Origin of the sequence: Nitrosospira sp. Is2 (genome assembly GCF_033095785.1) — a bacterium.
In the GTDB taxonomy this organism is placed as follows: Bacteria; Pseudomonadota; Gammaproteobacteria; order Burkholderiales; family Nitrosomonadaceae; genus Nitrosospira.
In genome coordinates, this window is record NZ_CP137134.1 from 1,056,425 (window position 1) to 1,078,845 (window position 22,421).

Genomic DNA, 22,421 nt, shown 5'->3' on the forward strand with positions numbered 1-22,421 from the left:
TGGATCATTATGACGCGCTTGCCGGGGATAATCCTCGGGCAAATTCTGCAATCCATGCCATCAGTCGCTTACAGGATAAATCTCAGCAGCGCGCTCGTCCCGTAAGCAATACCTCTGTCGAACAGGCCCTCATATCGATAGGGAAATGGGGGTATCGGCGATGAGCGTTGATACTTTGCTTCCCCGCCTTCGCAATGTTAAACGCACGGGTCCTGGAAGATGGATAGCATCATGCCCGACCCGTGAGGATAAACGTCCTTCCATGTCCATTCGGGAGCTTTCCGATGGCCGTGTCCTTATCCACGATTTCGGCGGCAGTGCCGTCCATGAAATACTGGAAGCGGCAGGGTTGACGTTCAATGACCTTTTCCCTGAACGAAAAATTACGTCTGGTAAGCGTGAGCGTCGACCATTTCCAGCCGAGGATGTTTTACGATGTATAGCGTTTGAGGCGCTTATCATAGCCCTCTCCGGCAGAAGAGTACTTGCAGGGGAAACCCGGTCCGAAGAGGACCAAGCACGTTTGATGACTGCTGTAGCGCGAATCGAGGAAGCCATTCAGCTGAGTACTTGGTCATGAACGAGCAAGCGAGCATCCAGCGTGGCGCCAGCGTGTTGGACGGCCTCATTGCTAAGCGAAGCGCAAAGGAGATGGGCGACCCGCTGCCCTCCCGTTCAAATGTAGCGGAGGGACCTTCGAGCAGCATTCTGCACCCTCTCCGAGTCATCGGGCTACACGACTTCATTGCGCTCAAAATTACTCCGCGCTCGGCTATTCTCGGCCCGTGGCTGATGACACAAAGCCTTAATATGATCTATGGGTGGCGAGGGGTTGGTAAAACCCACGTGAGCCTGGGAGTGGCATATGCAGTGGCGAGTGGTGGAACATTCCTGAATTGGAGCGCGGAGAAGCCGCGCCGCGTATTGGTCCTGGACGGTGAGATGCCTGCGGGTGCCTTGCAGGCAAGATTGGCCGCAATCGCTGCCTCCAACGAAAGGCAGCCGGAGGAAGGCTTTCTTTCCCTAGTGACGCCTGATCTGCAAACGGGGATTATGCCTGACCTTTCTACACACGCCGGGCAGGAAGAGGTGAATGCTGCCATCGAGAAATCGGGAGCCGAGCTTATCATCGTTGATAACTTGAGCTGCCTAGTGCGCGGGAGCGGAAGGGAAAATGATGCTGAATCTTGGACGCCAGTCGCAGAGTGGGCATTGTTTCAGCGCCAGCTCGGCCGGTCTGTACTTTTTATTCATCACGCTGGTAAGGGTGGTCAGCAAAGAGGCACATCAAAACGTGAGGACCTGCTAGATGTCGTTATATCGCTGCGTCGACCCCCTGACTACGACCCGGCAAACGGGGCGTGTTTCGAGGTTCATTTTGAGAAGGCTCGACACTTGCTCGGCGATGAGGTTTCACCTATCGAAGCCATGCTTACTACAGACCCTGATGGCCTGGCGTCTTGGGCCTATCGTCTCGTTGAGGAAACAACCTCCGAACGAATTATTGAGCTCGCTAGGGATGGATTAACTCAAGCCGAAATTGCGGACGAATTGCAAATCAGTCGCTCCACTGTGTGCAGGGCTTGCCGCAAGGCCGAAGAGGAAGGAAAGCTGGAGAAAACAAATAGCGGGAAGGGGGCTAACCAGTATCAGAATCGGGGTAAAGCGAGATGAAATATAGTAGCCCAGACCCGACATCGCCTGTTGAACTGCCTCGTAGTGTTAGTAAGCATCAAGCTCATCAACTAGCCGGGACAGAAACCCCCCGGGCTGCTGTCGATCCCTCTTCGCTGCTACAAATAGCACGGAACAAGTTGAGGATTCATAAGCCAACGACTGAAGACTGTACCGATGTGAAAGATACGGATCCAATTGCTCTTATCCACCCACCGGACGCATGCAACAAGCACTTGTTGGGAAAAAATGTAAACCTAGCAACCATGCGGGTTTCGAGCATGTTGCATGTTGCATTTCCTAGTGAATCGCCAATGCAACAAGCTCTTGAAACAGAGGCGGGAGGGACTGGGGCTGCTACGGAAGCCCGCCGTCACAAGGCCCTGAAGCAACTGGCCGCTGCACCTGACAGCCCTAGAGTCATTCTGACAGACACGCATAGTGATCCCAACCACGTCATTCTCACCGTAGCGATACGTCATGTTGCCGTTGCCGAATTGATGGTGGAAAAATCACGTTATGACCCGCTCCTCCTACTGGAGATGGTAAAGCAATATGGCAACCAGGTTAACTAAACGCAGGCCAGGCACATAGGTAGTACAGCCGAAGGGATTTATAAAAAAAATGGAATAACGATAGAAAGGGGCGAGCTCCAGCCTTCCTACAGGTGGGCAAAAGCTGACCTAATGCAAGATTCGACAAACTTGAATAAGCCCAATTAATGCGAAAAAATCGTGGAATAGCTTATGGGGGGTAACATCTTCTCCGGGCATTACGGGCGTCGATCTACAAAGCCTTACCTTGACCAACTGCCACGGGTCCCGATTGGTCAGCTCCCAAAATGCAAGGTGGCCGGGAGCTCTAGCGTATTTATTCCCTTTGATGGATCGGTGCATCGAGTAGCGGTAATGCAAGCCCGCGTTGGCGCAATGCAACAATACCGTTTTATCTGTGCGCGGTGCGGCAAACGTTGTCGAATTCTCTACTTGAGCACGTTGCTGGCCTGTCGATGCTGCACAGACGCTCGCTACCGCTCGCAAAGCGAATCAGCCGCAACTAGGCGGCAGCGCCGAGCATACAAAGTCCTGAGAACCGCAAAACTCGATCCAATTGATGCTCAGCAAAAACGGCTTGGGCGACATCGGACTACTCACTGGCGCATGCAACAAGCGGCCGAACGAGCAATCGAGATCATAGTGGAACGTAACGACCGGATAATGGAGCTCTTAAGTCGCAATCAATTGCCGACGAACGTAAAGACAAAAGCTTAGATCTTGTTACCGCATTGCTTGATCTATACACAGAAGAGGTAGTGGTTGTAAGCCGATTAGAGTAGCTGCCGAACGCTATTCCAATGGAGCGACAACGAGAATGGTGGAGGGAAGAATGAAAATGAGTCGCTGGATGACCCGCGCGACGAGCAGGTGCAATCCGTTGGCGCCAACGGCCCTCCGCTCATACTTCCGAAACGCTTCGCGCAGTCAGGTGAAACTATAGCAGGCTCAGGGATAAGTAAGAACCTTTACCGTGGGGGAGCAAAAAAACCTCACTGATGACGTCCTACGAGAACTACGGTGAGGGGAGTGGCGCCGGCACTAGGACGGGCACTGCCAGCGATAACGGAGAGAATTAGTCCCTTCCCCACTCCTATAGAAGCATAACCGATGAGCCGCATAGAGACAAGAATCTTCACGTACGCGGCTGTATCAACACCCTGCAACAATAAAGCCTCGGAGCCGGTATTCAGACCGATCCGCTCGGCCGAACCATCAGCCCTTTCCTTGACGCTAGAAACGTAGGGTGAAATGCTGGACTTTAGTCCAATAGCATCGGCCTTTACTGTTGCGTACGATTGGACGTCCTTAGCTAGTTCCTCTCGACGCGGAAAGAAATATCCGAAGGTACACGTTTTAGAGCTGAGTAAATGCTATCAGAGAGAGGGGAAACGCGGACAAATCGGATACCGCTCATATTTTTCTATTTTTACCCCGATGCTCATGTCTCAAAGATTTGTCGCGATCGACTTTGAAACAGCCAATGCTGACCTCGCGAGTATTTGTCAGGTAGGCATAGCTACTTTCCAGGATGGAGAACTTATTGAGACTTGGGAGTCGCTGATCAATCCATTGGACTATTTCGACTGGTTTAATGTTGAGGTCCACGGAATTGATGAATACGACGTAGTTGATGCGCCTACGTTCCCCCAAGTAGCCAGCGAGATATTGCGACGAATAGAAAACCGTGTTGTTGTTAGCCATACGTCTTTTGACCGCACGGCTCTGTATCAAGCAATGGTGAGGCACAAACTTGCCGAAGTCCCGTGCCAATGGCTGGATACTGCCCGTGTGGTACGACGAGCGTGGGGTCAGTGGTCTCATCGAGGGTATGGGCTGACGAACGTATGCAGGGAGCTAGGAATAGTTTTTAATGCACACAACGCCCTTGAGGATGCCCGAGCTGCCGGGGAAGTCCTTCTTCAGGCATTCCGGGCAACAGGGTTGGGTCTTGAGGAGTGGATAATAAGAGCACGCCAGCCTATTAACCCTGAAGCCAATGAACCAATAGCAAGGGAAGGGAATCCGGAGGGTGTGTTATTTGGACACGAGATCGTGTTTACCGGAGCGCTGGTTGTAACACGACGGGAAGCAGCAGTGCTTGCCGCTGAGTCAGGTTGCACCGTTGCAGGGGACGTAAGAAAGACAACAACTCTGCTTGTAGTAGGTGACCAGGATATCGACAAACTTGCTGGAAACGACAAGAGCAGCAAACATAGAAAAGCCGAAAAGCTGATATCTAAGGGCCAGAAAATCCGCATTTTAAAGGAAGGTGACTTCCTTCACATCGCGGGGCTTGAGAGCTGAGCCCAGTCTCGTTTTATTTCATAGTGCCGTTATGCTAACCAGCCCGCCTCAAAGACATACGATTCGCCATCTACTGGAGAACCTGGAATATAAAACCGTTCTAGATTCTCCCGACAACGATTATCGTATTGAATACTTCACGACATCCCTTAAAGACCGCATGACAGGTGAGTTGAGGTTTACTCGAACCTATCATCTCATCGATCTCGTCCGAGGTGGAATCACCCCAAAGCATTGGGATCCTTTTCATTTGGAAAAGCAAGTGGACTTAGTCGTCAATTTACTTACACTCTGCGATTACCGCATTGCGAAAGTAGTGAAAGGTTGGGAATCTTATTGTCCTTCCTGTGAGAACGTCACGCACGGAAAAATTTGGGAGCCTCTCCCCAAAAAATGCTCGGCTGAGCCCCCTCAAAAGTGCAAGACGGTTATTGAACGCAGCAGTATTATAGAAGTTCTATTACCAGCCTCAGTCATTGAGGCCATTCAAGTTCTTGGGGGATAGTTACTCACCAATGCAGGATTTTGACAGAACCGTTAGATTTGCAGCGACTGCTGTACTGGTCTTCTATCTCCCGTTTGCACAAGCTGCAACGTTCAGTGGAAAAGTCGTAGGCATAGCAGATGGGGACACCTTGACGGTTCTGACCGCATCAAAGCGGCAACACAAAATCCGCCTAGCCGAGATTGACGCACCCGAGAAACACCAGGCATTCGGCACTAAGTCGAAGCAGTCCCTATCAGACCTATGTTTCGGCAAGGAGGCGAAGTCTCCCCGCGAGTAAAGGACCGGTACCAGCGAATTGTTGCCCGAGTTAAATGTGACGGCGTTGATGCCAATGCGGAACAGGTGAATCGCGGGATGGCCTGGGTGTATCGGCGCTATGCAAAGGACCATGATCTATATGTTTTGGAGCATGGGGTGAAAGTAGAAAAGCGAGGACTATGGGCAGATTCCTCACCTACTCCACCTTGGGAGTGGCGAAAAAACGGCAATGTGCGGCAGATTTGAGCAATCCGAGACACCACGCTATTACGCTGACGCGCTAGGCGCGCATATCAGCGAGCGCCTCAAAACGCTGAGCGACAACACCACTGTCTATAATGTCGCTCCGGGCCAACGTCCATGGATGATCATGCTCCACGGTGGCGAGTTTGTGTTTGCCGGTATGAACTGGGGCTATCGTACGCCAGATGAAGCCGCTGCGAAGAGAAAGCCTTGGATTAATGCACGGGTAGAGAAAGCCTTAACCGGCAGGTACTTCCGTCACATGTTCAGGGAAGGACGAGTGATCATTCCGGCGGGTGGATGGTATGAATGGACGCTCGAGAATGGGAAGAAGCAGCCCTGGTACATCACAAGGCGAACAAATCAGTCAATCTTCATGGCGGGGCTCTCCAATTACAGACTGAATGAGCCTGATGCGCAGCAGCAGAAGGTTGAGGTCGGTTTCGTAATTGTCACTGAGGACTGTGAAGGCGGCATGGTGGACATACATGACCGCAGACCCGTGGTGCTGGAACCCGAGGACGCGTTGCGCTGGCTTGATCCTGAGACACCGGTCGAGCAAGCCGCCCATATTGCGCAGACGAGATCAATCCCGACTGAAGAATTCGTTTGGTGGAAGGTGGACCGGGCAGTAAACCGGGTCGATCCGAACAACAACGGCAAGCATTTGCTAGTACCCATAAGCGAGAGCGCTTGAATCGGGATCCTTTTGCCGAGCGCCCTTACTTTACGCTCCGTTGGCGACAGCCTTCAGCGCGGAAATTGGTTCAAACGCTTTAACCCTTGATGCGGCAATCTCCAATTCCTCACCTATCTTAGGATTTCGTCCGGTATCTGCACAGTGTTCGCGTACTTCGAGCGTTCTCAAGCTAGGCAACCTCAGCGAATCTCTTTTTTTGGCGTATTGAAAATAATTTCTACTAGTTCACCGCATGGTCTGCGGCGATGCAATGCTTGTGTAGGAGATAAAAAACCCCCTCCTGAGCCTTCCTGATAAGCAGGAATGGCAATTTTTAGCAAACTCTTCCATTAAAATCGGTTGCAAAATTTTGAACCGATTAACGAGGAAAAAATACAGTGATTCAAGACAAAGAAAACATCCTGATGCTCGAAACTGAAAAGCTCGATGAGTTGTTCAGTCTGTTGAAAGAGATGACCCTACCCGGTATTAGCCACCTGAAGTTCGCACCGAAGGTGGAACCTGCGCTAATATGGTCCCCGCTCGGCGTGTTCTCGCCCCTCATATTCTCGTCTATATTGCTGCCTGCACGGTGGCAGCACCTTGGGATGACACCCTCGGAACTTCATAATGAGCTGCTTAATGTCGAGCGGCTTTTCCTAGTTATCCTCTGCGTTTCTTTGACGATATTTATCCTTGCCCTCTTTTACATCGTATGGCACCACAAACAGTTTTTTCCCTATTTGTCTCATCCTGTGAACGATCCGCAGCGCGACGCGAAATTCACTACAGAGTTATTGAGGTTCAACAAAGCAACCCTGGCTTATGGCCTGCTTAAGTACCGGCGTCGTTGGTCGTCCCGCGATGACCGCCTTGCAATACTTACAGGCGACTTGCGAAAGGTTGGGCTATTTCAAGCACTGGTGGCCCTATTAGCCCTATTCATATCTGCTGTAGCAATATTTTCTAAGGAGGATAGCAGCAACCCACTCCTTTTTTTCATTTGGGACTTCGCGGTAGTCCTTGGAATCTTCTATATGATGGCTATCTACAACTTGGTTTCCCGTGAAAGGCCCCAGCAAGTCATTGAGTTGCTGGAGTACACCATTCAGCATGCGGAGCAATGCGATGGAACGCAACCTGATCCGATGCCAATCACTAGTGCACCTTCTGTGTAATAGGGGCACACCACACTAGATAGATACGGATCGAAAAATCATGATATGCGCATCGTGCGGGGCAGACGAACTGAAGCCTGACGTCCGGGACATAAAGCAAACCTACAAGGGCCGGGTCAACATCATCAAGGATGTGTATGCCGACTGGTGCGGTCATTGCGGAGCATCGGAACTAGACGCAGGACCCGGCGAGGAAGGGAAAGAGGGGGAACGGGTATCGGACGAGATAGGCGCATTCATAAAAAAGGTCAACGCCGAGTTGTCAGATCGAGAATTTATTGCGCACGTGCGCGAAAAGCTGGGCCTGAAACAGAGGGAAGCAAATCGCTTATTCGGCCTTGGTCCTAACGCATTTTCACGTTATGAAACGGGCCAGTCAGTGCCACCCCTTTCGTTGATACAGCTATTCAGGGTGCTCGACAACCATCCGGAACTGATGGAAGAGATCAGGGGAGCAAGCCGAATGGGCTAAGTTCATAAAAAAAGTTGAATGACTAGGTCTCGTTCTTGATGGCAGTTTGCTCCTCAACTAAGTGGCAATAGCTAAGGAACGCCGTTTTCATAAAATCTGCTTCCGTTGCCAGTACGGGCAATACTTCACGAGCCGCCAAAGGCGCTGATTGACACAACACATAGTTAACGGAGCCAGTAGGAGAAAAAGTTCTGACGGCGCTTGCAGTAAGACCATGATCTAGGCGCTGCGGATGACGGTGCTGCGATTTATTCCTATAGTTGCCAGTGGCGCTGCGGTATTGCGGAGCATCGACATCGCGCAATGCTTTCACGAGCCTTGGCCCTGAAAGCCAATGCTTAGCAGCTCCCTCTAGAGAATTAATATCGATCTTCTCGTCGGGATGAAGACTCGCTGCCAGAACAAGTTTATCGGCTAAGGCTTGCGTGTAGCAGAGTTGAGTTGCGCAGAAGATTACGCGAGACTTAAACTTGTACGGCGCGGAAAGACAGTATTCGAAAGGGAGCGAAGTGAACTCCATTCGAAGTTCAATAACCTCCTCATCTCCGTAGTCGCGCAATACCTTTTCCCACAGGGTAAGTCTCCACACATATACTGCGTACTCATTAAATGAATTGATAAGTTCTCGCCGGAAGTCACGTTCCTGCCAGTCATACCTGAGGTCGTGTGGGTGCTCCCGGTGCGCTTGTTCTAGAAAAGGCACGGGTGGAGGTGTAGTCTCGCAGGCAATTAGGTCCTGAAATTTGGCGTATGCACCAACTGTGAGGTCGCGGTAGCTCATAAGGGCTCAACTTTGTTATAGGAAGTATTTGCGATAATCGAGATACATCCCCGTACTCGGCAATGTGATTTGACTGGTAGAAGCCTCTTTTGTATCGGGAGGGTTGCAAATCGATTCTAAAAGGCCATTCCAACTTAGGGCAACAGAGTGTCCAGCTAAAATGCGTCAATCGACCTGCCCGATCGCCTCGCGTTTAACATAGAGGTCGTAAAACTCATATGCCTCAACCTTGATCTGGGGTGTCGAAAGATTTCTCCAAGGGTGAAATCTCTCGACAAAGCCCATGTTAGGGACTTTAATTTTCTTCTTAGGGCTTAAGAAAGCAGCCTCGGGATTGATGATCACGAGCTTGCGACAGCGCGCTTCCTGGCCCCAGATATGACCCAAAAGCCAACGGCTCCAGTGATCGGTAGGCGGAAGGCTATATCCCCGCACAATTACTTCCTCCGCCTGTTGTATCAACTTGCTTGCTAGCATCCAGGTGCGGCGGATGTGATGAAATTGCCTGATCGGTTTGTTTTGGACCGGGGGCACTAGGAACGGAGCCACCTTTTCATAGCAATCTTGACAATAAAGGCTGCTACCACAATAAGGAACCCTAAAAGGCAGCAAATAATTCTTGCAATGCTGGTTCTTGCAGACAACCGCATCAATAGAACCGTGCAGCTTTAGGTAAGCGGGTTTAGCTACGAAAGAATCTTGCTGCGGGGGTGGCCGGTCACCAAAAAAGCTTTCCTGTGACGCATCTGCCGTACATATCCGGCGATATTCAGAGTGCAGGTCACTAGCAGGATTTGGCCCGTACTCATCTCCTGGCGCTCGGTAGTCTGGAAGCGCTTCATCTAGCAGGATGTCCCAGTTAAAGGAAATAAAGCTCGTTCTGTTATCGAGCATATGCTCAACGAACGGTGAGTAATGCCCGCCTTTTTTCACCCCTTTGGAACATGTAACAATCGTTTTTCTGATCAACTCTGTCAAACGTGAGAGGTGCTTGTCATCCAAGTCCATCTCGGCTTTGAGGCTGGCGAGAGTGAAAATATCTTCGACGTTGACCTTGTCAAGAGCCTTGAGAGAAGCAGGGCTGTCCAGTGATAGAGGTAGTAGAGACGTTAAAGTGTCCCGCATGTCTTTCGATTTGAGTTCGTAGCTGAGTTCAGCATGATTTCGAATGCAGCGAAAGAAATTGGTAGCGCCCGGAAGTCTTGAGTCGGAAGCATCAATTGATGCACCCGCTCCAATTATTACTACTCTCGCCATTGGTCTCTTTTTTTTAAATTCCAGAACGTCTGCTATCGTTTCTCATCATAGCTGTAGCGTAAATACCAGTCTCTACGGTTGCTGCTTGAAGGCAGATGATTGTCAGCTGTCCAACTAGGGAGAGGAGATGACCGAAGGCGCCAAGGTTAGCTTATAGCGGTAACCTTCATTCCGACGCTGGACCGTCATCGCTAAGGTACGTCGACACGAACGAAGTACTTGTCTCGATCACGCCTAGCTTCACGCCCAAATAGGCTATTGCGGCATGCTCATTGGCTAACAGGTATGCGACAACCTTTGTTTTTAGCTTCGGAACTCCTGCAAAATTTGAGTCCCTTAGCGCTTTCGATTCATAGGCCCCGTAGTTAGCTGCCTCAAGAACTGCTACAAACAATTGAAAAGCCTGCTCGTCAGAGCAAAGTGCCGCTAGTTGGGACTCTATTCGCTCAACTGAACTTGAGAAGATATTGGCAGTGTGGAAGTTGGCGGAGCCTGCATTTGCAAGAATGATGGGATAATACAGCGCGACTACATCTGGGCGGTTTGTCAAGGTATCGATAAGATAAGGTGAATACGGCTTCTTCTGGAAGAGTTTTTCCAGTTCGAACTTAAAATGGTTGAGTAAGGAAGCGTCATCCAGGTGCTTTGCGATCGAGATAATTGTCATTGCCGGGTGAGATAATCTAGTTTCCGGGACAGTGTTTTTTACTTCATCTATCTGCTTTGAAATAGCTCCACTAATTCTCCTAGCGGGAACAGGTTGCAACCCTAGAAAAAGCTTACCGTTTGCCGAAAGCAATTGGAGGATACATGATGAGAACCTTAGGTCATCTGATTTCGCAGCAAGGATCTTCTTCTGTAGCTCAGTGTTGATATCATCGTTATCCAGAAGTGCTAGGCCAATCAGAAACGCTGTTGAGTTTTCAACTACTGTGGGGTCTGAAGCGGTAACTGAAGCTGCCAATTTGGTGACGAGAACTGGGAGTGCCTTTTCATGCAAAGTCGAGATCTCCTCGCCTACGACCCCTTTGATCTCAGCATTTATTACGCTAGGGAAGAAATTGGAATTGTTCAGCCGAATAACGATTTCATCAACTAGTTGAGTCGTGGAAAGTATTGGGCGCGACAAGAAACGGCTAACCGTCTCACGAAATATAAATCTTGCTTCCTCCGCAGACGGTTGATGGCCCGAAGGATGGGCAGACTTGTTTCGAAGCGTTCTCAGTGTATTAAGGAATGACGTATCCAAACCGGTAAGCAGGTTTTTGGAGCCGAGCTGGTCGATTAGAAAGGCTTCATATACATCCTGATCTTCTCTCTTCTGCCGAGCCGTGTCGAAAATAGTCTTAGCAGGAGCGTTAATCTTGCTGAGTTCACCGAGCTTAGAAAGTAAATCATCGAAAAGCGCGATGTAGCTGAGAACTATGCAGCCGCGATAAGCGGATGCCATGTAGCAGTTCATTGCCTCGCGCATGTAGTCCCGAATTGGCTGGCTCTGTATCGTTGCCAGCAGTTCTTCCATGTCAGTCAGATGTGCCAACTAGTAGGCCCCTCAGCGGCCATTTCGGATTTAGCAAACGTTGACGTCTTCTGCTTTACGGATTGTTCCCTTTACCCAGACCGACGGGTACAGATTGCAGGCTACCAGCAGTTTCTTTGTGCCTGCCCATTTACCTAGGAAACATGGACCATTTAGCCAATAGCTGCCCAGTCACGATTCTAGCTCGTATAGCTGAGCAAACCAATTGGACTTTGGTACACGTTGGCTGATCCTGCTAATACCCTTCGCTCTGTCATTATCTTATTGGAGCAGATCAGCGGGAAAACAGCAGGGGCGGTGCGACCATGAACATAGCGCCTCGCTCTAATACCCAAGTTGATGTGCGCTTGAAACTACCAGAAATGCGAAATGTAAAAATTTTTGGAAGCGTGGGATGAGGGGCACATACGGCGGTAATGAGGGGGTGGCGGGGTGGGGCGATCCGGGTTTATGATTGGTGCACTTAGATGTGTCTGCGGCGAGGGGGATTTCAAAAGCCTGTGAACGTCGCACTACCGCAAGTTGATTTCATAGTATTTCATGTTGACAGCCCGCCCAGCGAACTGAAAGCGGTAAGAACCCCGGTAAGAACCAAAACTCATATTATTATTATTATCTTAAATAATCATTGGATTACTGATATAAACTGGCGGAGAGGGTGGGATTCGAACCCACGTGCCAGGTTACCCTGACCATCTGATTTCGAGTCAGCGCCGTTATGGCCACTTCGGTACCTCTCCGTTGTGTCTGCGACCGCAATTTTACCAGTTTATCCCCGCTTTTTCTCGCACTCGTTCGAGACAGTTGTCAGAATGTTTCCCGATTATGCTTGTCTCTCTACAATGCGCATGTTTCTCCGGTTGCTTACTACCGTCATCGCCTGCGGCCTCTTGCTCACCGCCTGTGATTCGTTCGAAAAACCGGTGTTGCCGTTGGGCCAGACTGATGAGCTGATAGTCCTCACCGTTAACAGTCCCGACACTTATTATGAAAATGCCGAAGGCAACTATGCCGGGCTGGAATTCGATCTTGCTTCTGAATTTGCACGAGATTTGGGCTTAAAAGCAAGGTTTAAGTTGGTACCAAAGCTGGACCAGACTATTTTGCCTCTGGAAAAGCAGCGGGCACACTTCGCCGCCGGGTTGAACATCAGCGCCAAGCACTCGCAGCGCGTGCATTTCGGGCCAGCCTATCAAACAATACAGCCTCAAGTGGTCTACAACACGGATTACCGGCGGCCAAAAAGTATTCAGCAGTTGGCCGGCAGAACGATAGAGATCGCAAGCGGAACGAACCATGCGGAAGCGTTGAACAGAACCAAACTGCAAGTACCCAGGCTGAAATGGACTGAGGTGGACATTACTCCCGAAGACTTGCTTGCGAAACTGGCCGAGGGAAAAATCGACTACGCGGTAGCGGATTCGACTCAGATCAATCTGGCCAAGAATTTTTATCCCAACCTGGATGTGGCATTTGATCTCGGCGAACCCACCGGCAGGGCATGGGCTTTTTCGTCCTATGCAGACCCTGCTCTGCTGGACAAGGCGCGCGAGTTTTTTAACCGCATCGAGCGGGACGGCACATTGATGCGCCTGCTCGACCGGTACTATGGTCATGTTCAGCGTCTGGAACAAACCGACGTGAGCGGCATTTTGGCGAAACGCCGTACTCTGCTGCCGGATTTACGCGGCTATTTTCACGATGCCGAGGAATTAAGCGGAATCGACTGGCGTCTGATTGCTGCGCTGGCCTATCAGGAATCGCACTGGAATCCGATGGCGGTCTCGCCCGCGAATGTGCGCGGCATCATGATGTTGACGGAAACAACCGCGGACCGGATGAACGTCACCGATCGCCTCGATGTGCGGCAGAATATACTTGCCGGGGCGCGTTACCTCCGGGTGCTGAAAGATCGGCTGCCGCCACGCATTACCGAGCCAGACCGTACCTGGATGGCGCTCGCCGCCTATAACCAGGGCTCCGGACATCTGGAGGATGCGCGTATTCTCGCTCAGCGCCTTAACCTGAACCCGGACTCGTGGCTGGACCTCAAAAAAACCCTGCCATTATTGAGCCACAGCAAGCATTTCTCCACCCTGAAGCATGGGTTTGCGCGCGGCGGAGAAGCGGTGATTTTGACGGAATCCGTCCGCACCTACTATGCTATCCTGCAGAAATACGAGGGTGCGCATACATGGGGTTTGCTGGCTGGTCATGATCCCGGTCCAAGCGAGACGAAGAGCCCGATTGCGACAATATTGAATTTCATTTCCCCTGAAACGGCGCCTGAGCCGGCGCGGTGAAAATTAGCTCTCCACTCGTGTTCCTCGTTCATGCTGCGCATAATAATGGTTGAGTCGTTGCCGTAGTCGGGCTATATTGAGATGGTTAAACCCTAACCTAACCACTTTTCACCAATAAAATTTGGGAGGATGTCATGACTTTACGCTTAGGCGATACTGCACCTGATTTCGAGCAAGATTCTTCAATCGGCAAGATCAAGTTTCATGACTGGATAGGCGACTCATGGGCGGTGTTGTTTTCGCATCCCGCCGATTACACGCCTGTTTGCACCACAGAACTGGGCATGACTGCCAAGCTCAAATCCGAATTGGAGAAGCGTAACGTCAAAGCGATCGGATTATCGGTTGATCCGGTGGAGAAGCATGCGGGATGGATCAAGGATATCGAGGAAACACAAGGTTGCAGCGTGGCTTTTCCGATCGTTGCGGATGTGGATAAAAAAGTCGCCGCCCTCTACGACATGATTCATCCAAACCAGTCCGAAACGATGACAGTGCGTTCGCTCTTCATCATTGACCCGAAAAAGAAGGTGCGCCTCATCATCACCTATCCCATGAGCACTGGGCGCAATTTCGACGAGGTTCTGCGCGTTATCGATGCGCTACAACTGACTGATAACTGCTCAGTCGCAACCCCGGCCAATTGGAAAGATGGCGATGACGTCATCATCCCGCTCACCATCCAGGACGAAGCGGTGATCAAGCAAAAATTCCCGAAGGGTTACAAAGCGCCGCGTCCCTATCTGCGTATCACGCCGCAGCCGAATAAATGAGATAGGGCATGTCTTGAGACTTGACTGCTAAAGCGCCGGGTTTCGGGCGCTTTTTTTTATATGAACTACAACACAAGGCGCCGCAGGGCTTCCTCGTATTTTTCCGCGGTTTTGGCGAGCACCTCCGGCGGCAGCGCGGGGGCCGGCGCACTCTTGTTCCAATCCTGTGTTTCCAGCCAGTCACGCACGAACTGCTTGTCATAGCTGGGCGGGTTGCTCCCGGGCGCATACTGGTCGGCAGGCCAGAAGCGGGATGAGTCGGGCGTGAGCGCTTCATCTATGAGATAAAGCCTTCCCGCTTCGTCCTGACCGAATTCGAATTTGGTATCCGCGATGATGATGCCTTTGGCGAGTGCGTAGTCTGCCGCCTCTGTATAGAGTGCGACCGCTTTGTCGCGCACCTGCGCAGCAAGTTCCTTGCCCAGCAATTGCTCGGCCCGGGCAAATGGGATGTTCTCATCATGTGCGCCGCGTGCCGCCTTGGTCGATGGGGTGAAAATCGCGCCCCCCGGTATTTTCGCGGCTTCCTGTAATCCCCCCGGGAGCGGAATTCCGCAAATCATCCCCGTCCTTGTGTAATCCTTCCAACCGGACCCGACAACATACCCGCGCACGATCGCTTCTATTGCCAAGGACTTCAGGCGCTTCACTACAAACGCCCGCTCCGCCACCTGCTCGCGTTCGCCGTCCGCGACCACCACTTCGGGCGGGATACCGGTAAGATGGTTGGGAATGATATGCGCAAGTTTCTCAAACCAGAAATCGGATAAAGCGGTCAGCAGCCTGCCCTTCCCGGGGACGGGTGTCGGCAGGACCACGTCGAACGCGGAAAGCCGGTCCGTCTGGATGATCAGGAGCTTGTCCTCGTCCACCCCATAAATGTCACGTACCTTGCCTCGGTGCAGAAGCGGCAGGCTTCGTATGTTGGTTTCAAACAGTGCGGTTTCCGTGCTCACGATTTTTTAACTTATATCCGTGCCCATCTAAGGGCGCTCATCGAGCGATTGCTTGATTTCCAGTGCAAGCGACAACGCTGCTTCAGCCGTTTCATCCAGAACGGTGTAGTGCCCCATCTTTCGTCCGGGTCGTGCTTCATACTTCCCGTACAGATGCAATTTCACATTGGAAAACCTTAGGACGCGTTCCCACTCGGGTTCTCCCCTCTGCCAAAGATCACCCAACAGATTCACCATCACGGCCGCCCCATGCATGGCGGTGCTGCCGAGCGGCATGCCGCAAAGCACCCGCACCTGCTGTTCGAACTGCGAGGTGACGCAGGCGTCAACGGTGTAGTGTCCGCTGTTATGCGGGCGCGGGGCGATTTCATTCACCACCAGCTGATCACCAGCGAGCACAAAAAACTCCACGCATAGCACGCCATGATAATCCAGCTTCTCGGCGATGCTCATGGCGGTGCCACGCGCATGCTGAATCACGGCGGGCGCTAACCCGGCCGGAACAATGCTGACATCGAGTATCCCGTTGCGGTGGCGGTTCTCGGAGACAGGAAATGTGACGGCTGCGCCGTCGAATCCACGCGCCACAATAACCGAGACTTCACATTCCAGCGGCAATAGCCGCTCCAGCACGCATGGTTCCCGGTTAAGGGAGGTAAACGCGGCATCAAGCTCGGATGCGCTGGTTACTCTTACTTGGCCCTTACCGTCGTATCCCAGCCGGCTCACTTTCAGGAGTCCTGGAAACAAATCCTCCAGCCGCCCCGAATGCAGGTGTGACACTCCCCACACTGAGCCGGATGAGCCGGGTGAATAGGATGAGCCTTCCGAACTCTGCGCATTCTCAATGACGGCGTAGGGCGCGACCGCGAAGCCATTCGTCGCCAGAAAGTTTTTTTCCAGAATGCGATTTTGGGCAATCGCGACACTGTTGGCCCCGGGGCTCACCACACAGTGCTGAGCTAATTTTTTAAGCGATTCAGCCGGCACGTTCTCGAATTCAGTGGTAATGGCCGCGCAACCGGACCCGAGCTTGCGTAATGCTTCATGGTCGAGGTAATCCGCGTGCAAATGCCGTTCGGCTACGCTGCTCGCCGGGCCGACATCAGACGGGTCCAGCACGGTCACGCGGTAGCCCATGCTTTGCGCCGCCATGGTAAACATGCGGCCGAGCTGCCCTCCGCCGAGAAGCCCCAGCATTGCTCCCGGCCTGATGCTCATGACGGGGGCAGCGGGGGCAGGGTCATTTCCGCAACGATTGCCTTTTGAGTTTCGCGAAACCTGGCAAGAAGCGTGGAAAGCCTTGTGTCTTCGACCGCCAGCAGCGCGACGGCAAACAGCGCAGCGTTGGCTGCGCCCGCCTCGCCGATGGCAAAAGTGGCAACGGGAACGCCCTTGGGCATTTGAACGATTGAAAGGAGGGAGTCGAGACCTTGAAGCTGCCTGGAGGTAACCGGCACTCCCAAGACCGGCAGCGTGGTTTTGGCGGCAATCATTCCCGGCAGATGCGCGGCTCCGCCCGCCCCGGCGATAATGCATTTGAGCCCCCGCCTGGCTGCGGTTTCCGCGTATTCGAACATGCGGTCCGGGGTCCGATGGGCCGAAACGACCTCGGCCTCATAAGGCACGTCAAAATCCTTCAGGACGCTAACGGCGTGCTTCATCACCTCCCAGTCACTATTGCTACCCATCACGACGCCTACCAGGGGATTGCTCATCTTTGTAATCTTCCAGTCTTAATGGTCAGAATCGCGAAGTTTGCCATCCTTGGAGGCCGCTTCCAGATCCTCCAGGTCTTCCAAATAGGGGTAACGCACGTGACCGTAGCGGATGACGAGCACCGCCACCGCGACGAGCACAATCGAGGCCGATACGCCCAATAGGCGGGTATTGTCCATCTCCTTGATGTCCACAATCACGTAGCGCGCCATGGCCACCATGGCGATATAAAGGGGAAACCGCACCGGGAGTTTTCCGGACTCGAAATACAGGCCCACCATTGTCAGAATTTCCAGATAGAGAAACATCAGCAGCAGATCGGCCAAGGTAACCCGGTCATTGCTGATCATCAGCATCGTTTCCTGATAGCCCGCGTATATTGTGGCAACGGCGATAACGATGAGCCCGGCGCTTTCAAAGTAATACAAGGCTCGACGTGAATAATTGGCGGCGCGGGGATGCAGCATGGATTTTTCTTATGAGGAGTAGTCAGAAATTGTAATTGGGCCGAACCTGAAACCAGCTTCACGCGACCGTAACACGAAGTTGGCTAGGTGACGCTAATACTACCTCTTCCATATGACACTGTGACAATTCGAGTGCGACAATTCAAATCTCTCGTCAGTTAAGATCAGGTGTTTGGTAACGCTTCAGGTTGAAAAACCTGCCAGAGAGTCCGGGTCCGCAGAGCGGACTTGAACTCAGCGGTTTCCGCTTAAGTCTTCAACTTCATCAGAAGTTCGACATCCGCCCAACCGCGATTCGGCTGATCCCCCCTTAGCACCGTGAATGGTTGCGCTGGCTCACCGAGATCCGATAAAACCACGCGCGCTCCGGTGAAATCCTGGAAACGGGTGTAATCGCTGACCGTGACCACGGTGTCGAGTCCGGCGGCGAGCGCCGCACGTAATCCGTTTTCCGAATCTTCTATAGCCAGACACTGTTCAGGCGGCAGCCCCAAACGGTCAAGGACCCAGTGATAAATGTCCGGTTCAGGCTTCTTTCCGGGAACAATATCACCCGCGCCGATAACATCGAACCAGCCGGGAGAGTCTTCCCCCAAGGTGGACTTCAACAGCCCGGTGACATTTTCCGGCGTCGTCGTGGTCGCAATCGCTATTTTTATATTTGCTTCGCGCAATTGTCGTATCAGGCGGGCGACACCTGGACGTAACGGGATTCCACCGCGTTCCAGCGCCTCTACGTAATGCCTTGTTTTAACCTTGTGCAACCGGGCAATCCAATCATCGAGCCCGCTCCTGGCCAATTCAGCGGGGGCGTGTTTGTCGATGAAATGGCGGATGCGCTCTTTTCCGCCGGTAATCGCGAGCAATTCACCATAAAGTTCTACACCCCATTCCCAATCGAGACCGAGTTCCCGGAACGCGGCATTAAAAGCGGGACGATGTCCATCGCGCTCGGTATCCGCAAGGGTCCCATCAACGTCAAACAATACTGCACCAACGGCGCTTTTTTCATCTTTCTTCATAACAGAGTCTCGTTTTCGATGTGTATCTACGTGGCTATCGCGCCTGGAGGGCGATCCCGGCACCCGACTGAAGTTCTTCGCTTGGGGTCCCGCTGGCGCGCCGCAAGCGGTCCGCAATGGCTGCCCAGGCTGAACCCGCAGGGGGAATTTCCACCAGCAAGCGGTCCAATCGTTCACTATCCAACTGCCGCAAGCTCGCATACAGCTGGCGCCCATAACTGACCGGCTCCGCTGGCATGGAAAAATGAACCACGTTTTTATTTTTCGCGCCCCCGCGCTGGCTCCAGTTTTTCGGAGACCACGTCACGACTGCCACGCGCCATCCGTCCGCTTCCAGTTCAAGGGCACGCTGCCATAATAACTCGGAGCGCCAGAGTTCCAATGGGGTGGCGGGTGCGTAATGCGAAGCCAGCGCACCTGGTACGCGTACTGTCCGCGCCATAGGTGGCGGCAGGACCAGGGTTTCACCCAGTATTTCCGCCAACTCTTCCATTGGGATAGTGCCGGGCCGCAGAATGACAGGAGACTTACCCTCAAACCCGACTATTGTGCTTTCCAGGCCGATTCTACACGGGCCGCCATCGAGAATCATGTCAACAGCGTCTCCCAGTTCCGCCTTTACGTGGGCCGCCGTGGTGGGGCTGATGCGCCCAAACCGGTTGGCCGACGGTGCGGCAACGGCGCGCTCTGGGCCTAGTTCGTGCAGCAGGGCCAGCGCAACGGGGTGATCAGGAACCCTCAATCCAACCGTATCCTGGCCCCCCGTCACGTTTGCCGGCACATGGCGGCTGCGCGGCAGTATCAATGTCAGCGGCCCAGGCCAAAGAAGCTCGGCCAGGCGCAATGCCTGTTCCGGCACCTCCCGTGCCCAATGGTTCAGGCGGGATGCATCGGCGAAATGGACAATGAGGGGATGATCCGCAGGCCGTTTTTTGATTTCAAATACCCGGCGCACGGCAGAGGAGTTGGATATTTCGGCGCCTAACCCATAGACCGTTTCCGTGGGAAATGCCACAACGCCCCCTTCTCTCAGCACGGTTGCAGCTGCTATTATTTCATCCTGCAGGCTATATGATTCCGCAGCAATCATCGGCGAACCATCCTTGCTGTCAGAACCGCATGATCGGAAATTTTCGACCATGGGCGGCCTTGATGCACCTGCGCCTCTTCCACGTGAAATCCGCGCACATAGATGCGATCGAGCCGGAATAGCGGTAGCGCGGATGGAAAACTTCGCGCCACTCTCCCCTCGGTGAGCTCGAAGGCTTCCGACAGTTCAAGCCGCTCAACCAGTACACGGCTGGCAAGTTCGCGCCAATCGTTGAAGTCTCCCGCGATAACCAGGGGCGCCTTTGGCGGCACCAGGCGCTCGATATGCTGTTCCAGTATCTGCAATTGCCGCGATTGCCCGCGCCTGAACAATCCGAGGTGGACGCATATGCAATGCAAATTCTCGGTCCAGCCGGGCAGGCTGATCTCGCAATGCAGCATGCCGCGGCTTTCGAAACGATGCGCGGAAACATCCCGGTTGTCCCAGCGAACGATGGGATAACGGCTGAGAATCGCATTGCCATGGTGTCCCTCATCGTAGACCGCATTTTTTCCATATGCGAATTCCGGCCACATCGAATGGGCCAGAAACTCATATTGAGGGTCGCAGGGCCAGTTGTGAAACCGCTCTGAATGCCCCTTGTGCTCACCCATTACTTCCTGCAGAAAGATAATGTCGGCATTAAGCGTGCGCAAGCTATCGCGCAGTTGATGAACCATTACCCGCCGATTGAAATGGGAAAAGCCCTTGTGAATATTGTATGTGGCGATATGCAGCTTGTTGACCATCGATGACCAGCCGGCTTAACGGATAAACCCGGGTCGGAAGGTGATCGACATCGCGCCGTTATATCTGAGATTTCTGCTCCCTCCCCATAAAGGGGAAATGCTGCGCGGTCTCTTCACAACGACACCTCAAGCATCCGCTCCAGGGCCAGCTTTGCCAGCTCCGCCTCGGCTGCCGGAACTTTGATCTGATTCACTACCTTGCCCGCCACCAGGTTCTCAAGCGCCCACGCCAGGTGCTGGGGATCGATGCGGGCCATGGTCGAGCACATGCATATTGTCGATGCCATGAACTGCACTATTTTCCCGTCGGGCTTGAACTCCTCGGCGATGCGGCTGACCAGATTCAACTCGGTGCCGACCAGCCAGCGCGTTCCCTTCTCCGCTTCACGAATGGTCTTGATGATGTACTCCGTCGAGCCCACATAGTCGGAATTTTTGCACACCTCAAAGCTGCATTCTGGATGGGAAATGACTTTTCCCTCAGGATATTGGTTGCGAAAGCGCAGTATGTGCTGCGGTTGGAACATCTGATGCACGGAGCAATGGCCCTTCCATAAAAGTATCTTGGCCTTCCTGATTTGTTCCGGCGTGAGCCCCCCCATTGGCTCATCAAAATCCCACACCAGCATTTCATCCAGGGGGATTCCCAGGTTATGTCCGCTCCAGCGTCCCAGATGCTGATCCGGGAAAAACAATACCTTCTCACGCCGGGAAAACGACCACTGCAATATCTTGGCAGCATTGCTGGATGTGCAAACGATGCCGCCATGTTCGCCACAGAAGGCTTTCAGGTCGGCGGCCGAATTAATGTAGGTGACAGGGATGACCGCCTCGTCGGGATCGAGAACCTCCGCGAGTTCGCGCCAGGCCCGTTCCACCTTGGCGAGATTCGCCATATCAGCCATCGAGCACCCGGCAGAAAGGTCGGGCAGTATGGCGATCTGTTCCGGCTTCGAGAGGATATCCGCCACCTCGGCCATGAAATGCACGCCGCAGAATACCAGATAATCCGCGTCGGTTTCGGCCGCCAGGCGCGAGAGCTTAAGGGAATCCCCGGTCAGATCGGCGTGTTTATAAACATCCGCGCGCTGATAATGGTGCGCGAGTATCACAGCGCGCCTGCCTAGCGCCGCTTTGGCCGCTGCGATGCGCTGCTCGCAGTCATCATCCTTCAGGTTGTCAAAACGTTCAAACGCGATGGCTTCTGCTGGCATGACTACTCCTGTTTTCGTCTATCAACACAAGTAAAAACACAGTATGAGACAAAAATGCTGAACATCAGTTCGTCCTGGAGCGAATCCTGGATGAGTTCCTGAAATGACGCAGCCCGCCAAAGCTCGGCTGAGGCTGGCAGGTAGGAGTCGGTCAGTGCTTTTCAGCGTGGCCTGTCGCGCCCTCAACAGCCAGCCTCCTTATCGCCTCCGCATTACTCGGGGAAAAAACCTTTTCCGCGGCCTCCTGCCAGGGCAGCCAGACAAACCCCAGGTGCTCTCTCGCAGCCACCGTGACGAGAATGGGTTCAGGCACCCGCAGGCCGAAGACATGCTCGGTATTGCGTGTCACCTCCGGGGCGTAGCGCCACCGCCATTCCTCGTAGATGTCATATTCGTTCTGAATCCCCATGTCCGTCAGCTCGTAACGGCTGGCGTCCAGGCCCGTTTCCTCAGCCACTTCGCGTACCGCGGTTTGTTGAAGCGATTCGCCCTCGTTTTGGCTACCGGTTACGGATTGCCAATAACCGGGATGATCGGCCCGCTCAAGCAACAATACGCGCATATCGGGGCTATGGATGACTACCAGAATGGAGACCGGGATCTTGTACATTTTCACCGCAAAAATATCGCGAAAGATCGGGTTGAGAAGTCTTCGGTCTTCAGGCAGAACTGGTCCG

Annotated in this window: 23 protein-coding genes and 1 tRNA gene; 10 read left to right on the forward strand and 14 right to left on the reverse strand. The window is 52.9% G+C overall.

The window, feature by feature from the left end; genetic code table 11:
* Positions 1–576 precede the first annotated feature (576 nt).
* The 6 genes from R5L00_RS04600 (at position 577) to R5L00_RS04625 (ending at position 6,241) form a co-directional block, all read left to right on the forward strand.
* The gene (locus R5L00_RS04600; RefSeq protein ID WP_317653567.1) at positions 577–1,674 is read left to right on the forward strand and encodes an AAA family ATPase; all 1,098 of its coding nucleotides are present in this window, start codon (positions 577–579) and stop codon (positions 1,672–1,674) included.
* 314 nt (positions 1,675–1,988) lie between these two features.
* Entirely contained in the window at positions 1,989–2,249 is a 261-nt protein-coding gene (locus R5L00_RS04605; RefSeq protein ID WP_317653568.1) for a hypothetical protein, read from the forward strand.
* A gap of 1,230 nt (positions 2,250–3,479) precedes the next feature.
* On the forward strand, positions 3,480–4,535 hold the full coding sequence (locus R5L00_RS04610; protein WP_317653569.1) for an exonuclease domain-containing protein: 1,056 nt from the start codon (positions 3,480–3,482) through the stop codon (positions 4,533–4,535).
* A gap of 515 nt (positions 4,536–5,050) precedes the next feature.
* Positions 5,051–5,320 (forward strand): thermonuclease family protein, encoded by a 270-nt coding sequence (locus tag R5L00_RS04615; protein WP_317654223.1) that lies wholly within the window; start codon positions 5,051–5,053, stop codon positions 5,318–5,320.
* A complete protein-coding gene (locus R5L00_RS04620; protein WP_317653570.1) occupies positions 5,284–5,547 on the forward strand; it encodes a thermonuclease family protein in 264 nt (87 codons plus the stop codon). The genes R5L00_RS04615 and R5L00_RS04620 overlap by 37 nt, the downstream gene beginning before the upstream one ends.
* A complete protein-coding gene (locus R5L00_RS04625; protein WP_317653571.1) occupies positions 5,531–6,241 on the forward strand; it encodes an SOS response-associated peptidase in 711 nt (236 codons plus the stop codon). Before R5L00_RS04620 ends, R5L00_RS04625 begins: the two co-directional genes overlap by 17 nt.
* 30 nt (positions 6,242–6,271) lie before the next feature.
* Here the strand turns inward: R5L00_RS04625 and R5L00_RS04630 are convergent, their stop codons facing one another.
* Positions 6,272–6,421 carry an HU family DNA-binding protein gene (locus R5L00_RS04630; protein WP_411555590.1) on the reverse strand — a complete coding sequence of 50 codons (150 nt, stop codon included), beginning with the start codon at positions 6,419–6,421 and terminating at the stop codon, positions 6,272–6,274.
* Positions 6,422–6,621: 200 nt separating this feature from the next.
* On the opposite strand from R5L00_RS04630, the gene R5L00_RS04635 reads away from it, so the two are divergent.
* Positions 6,622–7,401 (forward strand): hypothetical protein, encoded by a 780-nt coding sequence (locus R5L00_RS04635; protein ID WP_317653572.1) that lies wholly within the window; start codon positions 6,622–6,624, stop codon positions 7,399–7,401.
* Between the two features lie 40 nt (positions 7,402–7,441).
* Positions 7,442–7,873 carry a type II TA system antitoxin MqsA family protein gene (locus tag R5L00_RS04640; protein ID WP_317653573.1) on the forward strand — a complete coding sequence of 144 codons (432 nt, stop codon included), beginning with the start codon at positions 7,442–7,444 and terminating at the stop codon, positions 7,871–7,873.
* A 22-nt stretch (positions 7,874–7,895) separates the two neighbouring features.
* Here R5L00_RS04640 and R5L00_RS04645 read toward each other — a convergent pair whose 3' ends face one another.
* From R5L00_RS04645 to R5L00_RS04660, 4 genes are all read right to left on the reverse strand, one after another.
* Positions 7,896–8,654 carry a hypothetical protein gene (locus R5L00_RS04645; protein WP_317653574.1) on the reverse strand — a complete coding sequence of 253 codons (759 nt, stop codon included), beginning with the start codon at positions 8,652–8,654 and terminating at the stop codon, positions 7,896–7,898.
* 165 nt (positions 8,655–8,819) lie between these two features.
* Entirely contained in the window at positions 8,820–9,911 is a 1,092-nt protein-coding gene (locus R5L00_RS04650; protein ID WP_317653575.1) for a hypothetical protein, read from the reverse strand.
* Positions 9,912–10,077: 166 nt separating this feature from the next.
* Positions 10,078–11,433, reverse strand: a complete 1,356-nt coding sequence (locus R5L00_RS04655; protein WP_317653576.1) for a hypothetical protein — start codon at positions 11,431–11,433, stop codon at positions 10,078–10,080.
* A gap of 665 nt (positions 11,434–12,098) precedes the next feature.
* A tRNA-Ser gene (locus tag R5L00_RS04660) sits at positions 12,099–12,191 on the reverse strand.
* 72 nt (positions 12,192–12,263) lie between these two features.
* Here R5L00_RS04660 and mltF point away from each other — a divergent pair.
* Both mltF and R5L00_RS04670 read left to right on the forward strand, forming a co-directional pair.
* Positions 12,264–13,754 carry a membrane-bound lytic murein transglycosylase MltF gene (gene mltF / locus R5L00_RS04665; protein ID WP_107693834.1) on the forward strand — a complete coding sequence of 497 codons (1,491 nt, stop codon included), beginning with the start codon at positions 12,264–12,266 and terminating at the stop codon, positions 13,752–13,754.
* Between the two features lie 134 nt (positions 13,755–13,888).
* Complete coding sequence (locus R5L00_RS04670; protein ID WP_317653577.1) at positions 13,889–14,527, forward strand: peroxiredoxin; 639 nt, start codon at positions 13,889–13,891, stop codon at positions 14,525–14,527.
* A 65-nt stretch (positions 14,528–14,592) separates the two neighbouring features.
* On the opposite strand, the gene R5L00_RS04675 is transcribed toward R5L00_RS04670, so the two are convergent.
* From R5L00_RS04675 to nudB, 9 genes are all read right to left on the reverse strand, one after another.
* On the reverse strand, positions 14,593–15,483 hold the full coding sequence (locus tag R5L00_RS04675) for a phosphoribosylaminoimidazolesuccinocarboxamide synthase (RefSeq protein ID WP_107693832.1): 891 nt from the start codon (positions 15,481–15,483) through the stop codon (positions 14,593–14,595).
* Between the two features lie 27 nt (positions 15,484–15,510).
* Positions 15,511–16,704 carry a 5-(carboxyamino)imidazole ribonucleotide synthase gene (locus R5L00_RS04680; RefSeq protein ID WP_317653578.1) on the reverse strand — a complete coding sequence of 398 codons (1,194 nt, stop codon included), beginning with the start codon at positions 16,702–16,704 and terminating at the stop codon, positions 15,511–15,513.
* Positions 16,701–17,201 carry a 5-(carboxyamino)imidazole ribonucleotide mutase gene (gene purE / locus R5L00_RS04685; protein WP_107693830.1) on the reverse strand — a complete coding sequence of 167 codons (501 nt, stop codon included), beginning with the start codon at positions 17,199–17,201 and terminating at the stop codon, positions 16,701–16,703. Before purE ends, R5L00_RS04680 begins: the two co-directional genes overlap by 4 nt.
* An 18-nt stretch (positions 17,202–17,219) precedes the next feature.
* On the reverse strand, positions 17,220–17,669 hold the full coding sequence (locus R5L00_RS04690; protein ID WP_107693829.1) for a phosphate-starvation-inducible protein PsiE: 450 nt from the start codon (positions 17,667–17,669) through the stop codon (positions 17,220–17,222).
* A 248-nt stretch (positions 17,670–17,917) separates the two neighbouring features.
* Complete coding sequence (locus R5L00_RS04695) at positions 17,918–18,691, reverse strand: HAD family hydrolase (protein WP_317653580.1); 774 nt, start codon at positions 18,689–18,691, stop codon at positions 17,918–17,920.
* A gap of 34 nt (positions 18,692–18,725) precedes the next feature.
* On the reverse strand, positions 18,726–19,781 hold the full coding sequence (locus R5L00_RS04700) for an L-threonylcarbamoyladenylate synthase (RefSeq protein WP_317653582.1): 1,056 nt from the start codon (positions 19,779–19,781) through the stop codon (positions 18,726–18,728).
* Positions 19,778–20,530, reverse strand: a complete 753-nt coding sequence (locus tag R5L00_RS04705) for an endonuclease/exonuclease/phosphatase family protein (RefSeq protein ID WP_317653583.1) — start codon at positions 20,528–20,530, stop codon at positions 19,778–19,780. Before R5L00_RS04705 ends, R5L00_RS04700 begins: the two co-directional genes overlap by 4 nt.
* A 113-nt stretch (positions 20,531–20,643) precedes the next feature.
* Positions 20,644–21,744 carry a quinolinate synthase NadA gene (gene nadA / locus R5L00_RS04710; protein ID WP_317653584.1) on the reverse strand — a complete coding sequence of 367 codons (1,101 nt, stop codon included), beginning with the start codon at positions 21,742–21,744 and terminating at the stop codon, positions 20,644–20,646.
* Between the two features lie 151 nt (positions 21,745–21,895).
* Positions 21,896–22,354 (reverse strand): dihydroneopterin triphosphate diphosphatase, encoded by a 459-nt coding sequence (gene nudB / locus R5L00_RS04715; protein ID WP_317654112.1) that lies wholly within the window; start codon positions 22,352–22,354, stop codon positions 21,896–21,898.
* Positions 22,355–22,421: the final 67 nt, after the last annotated feature.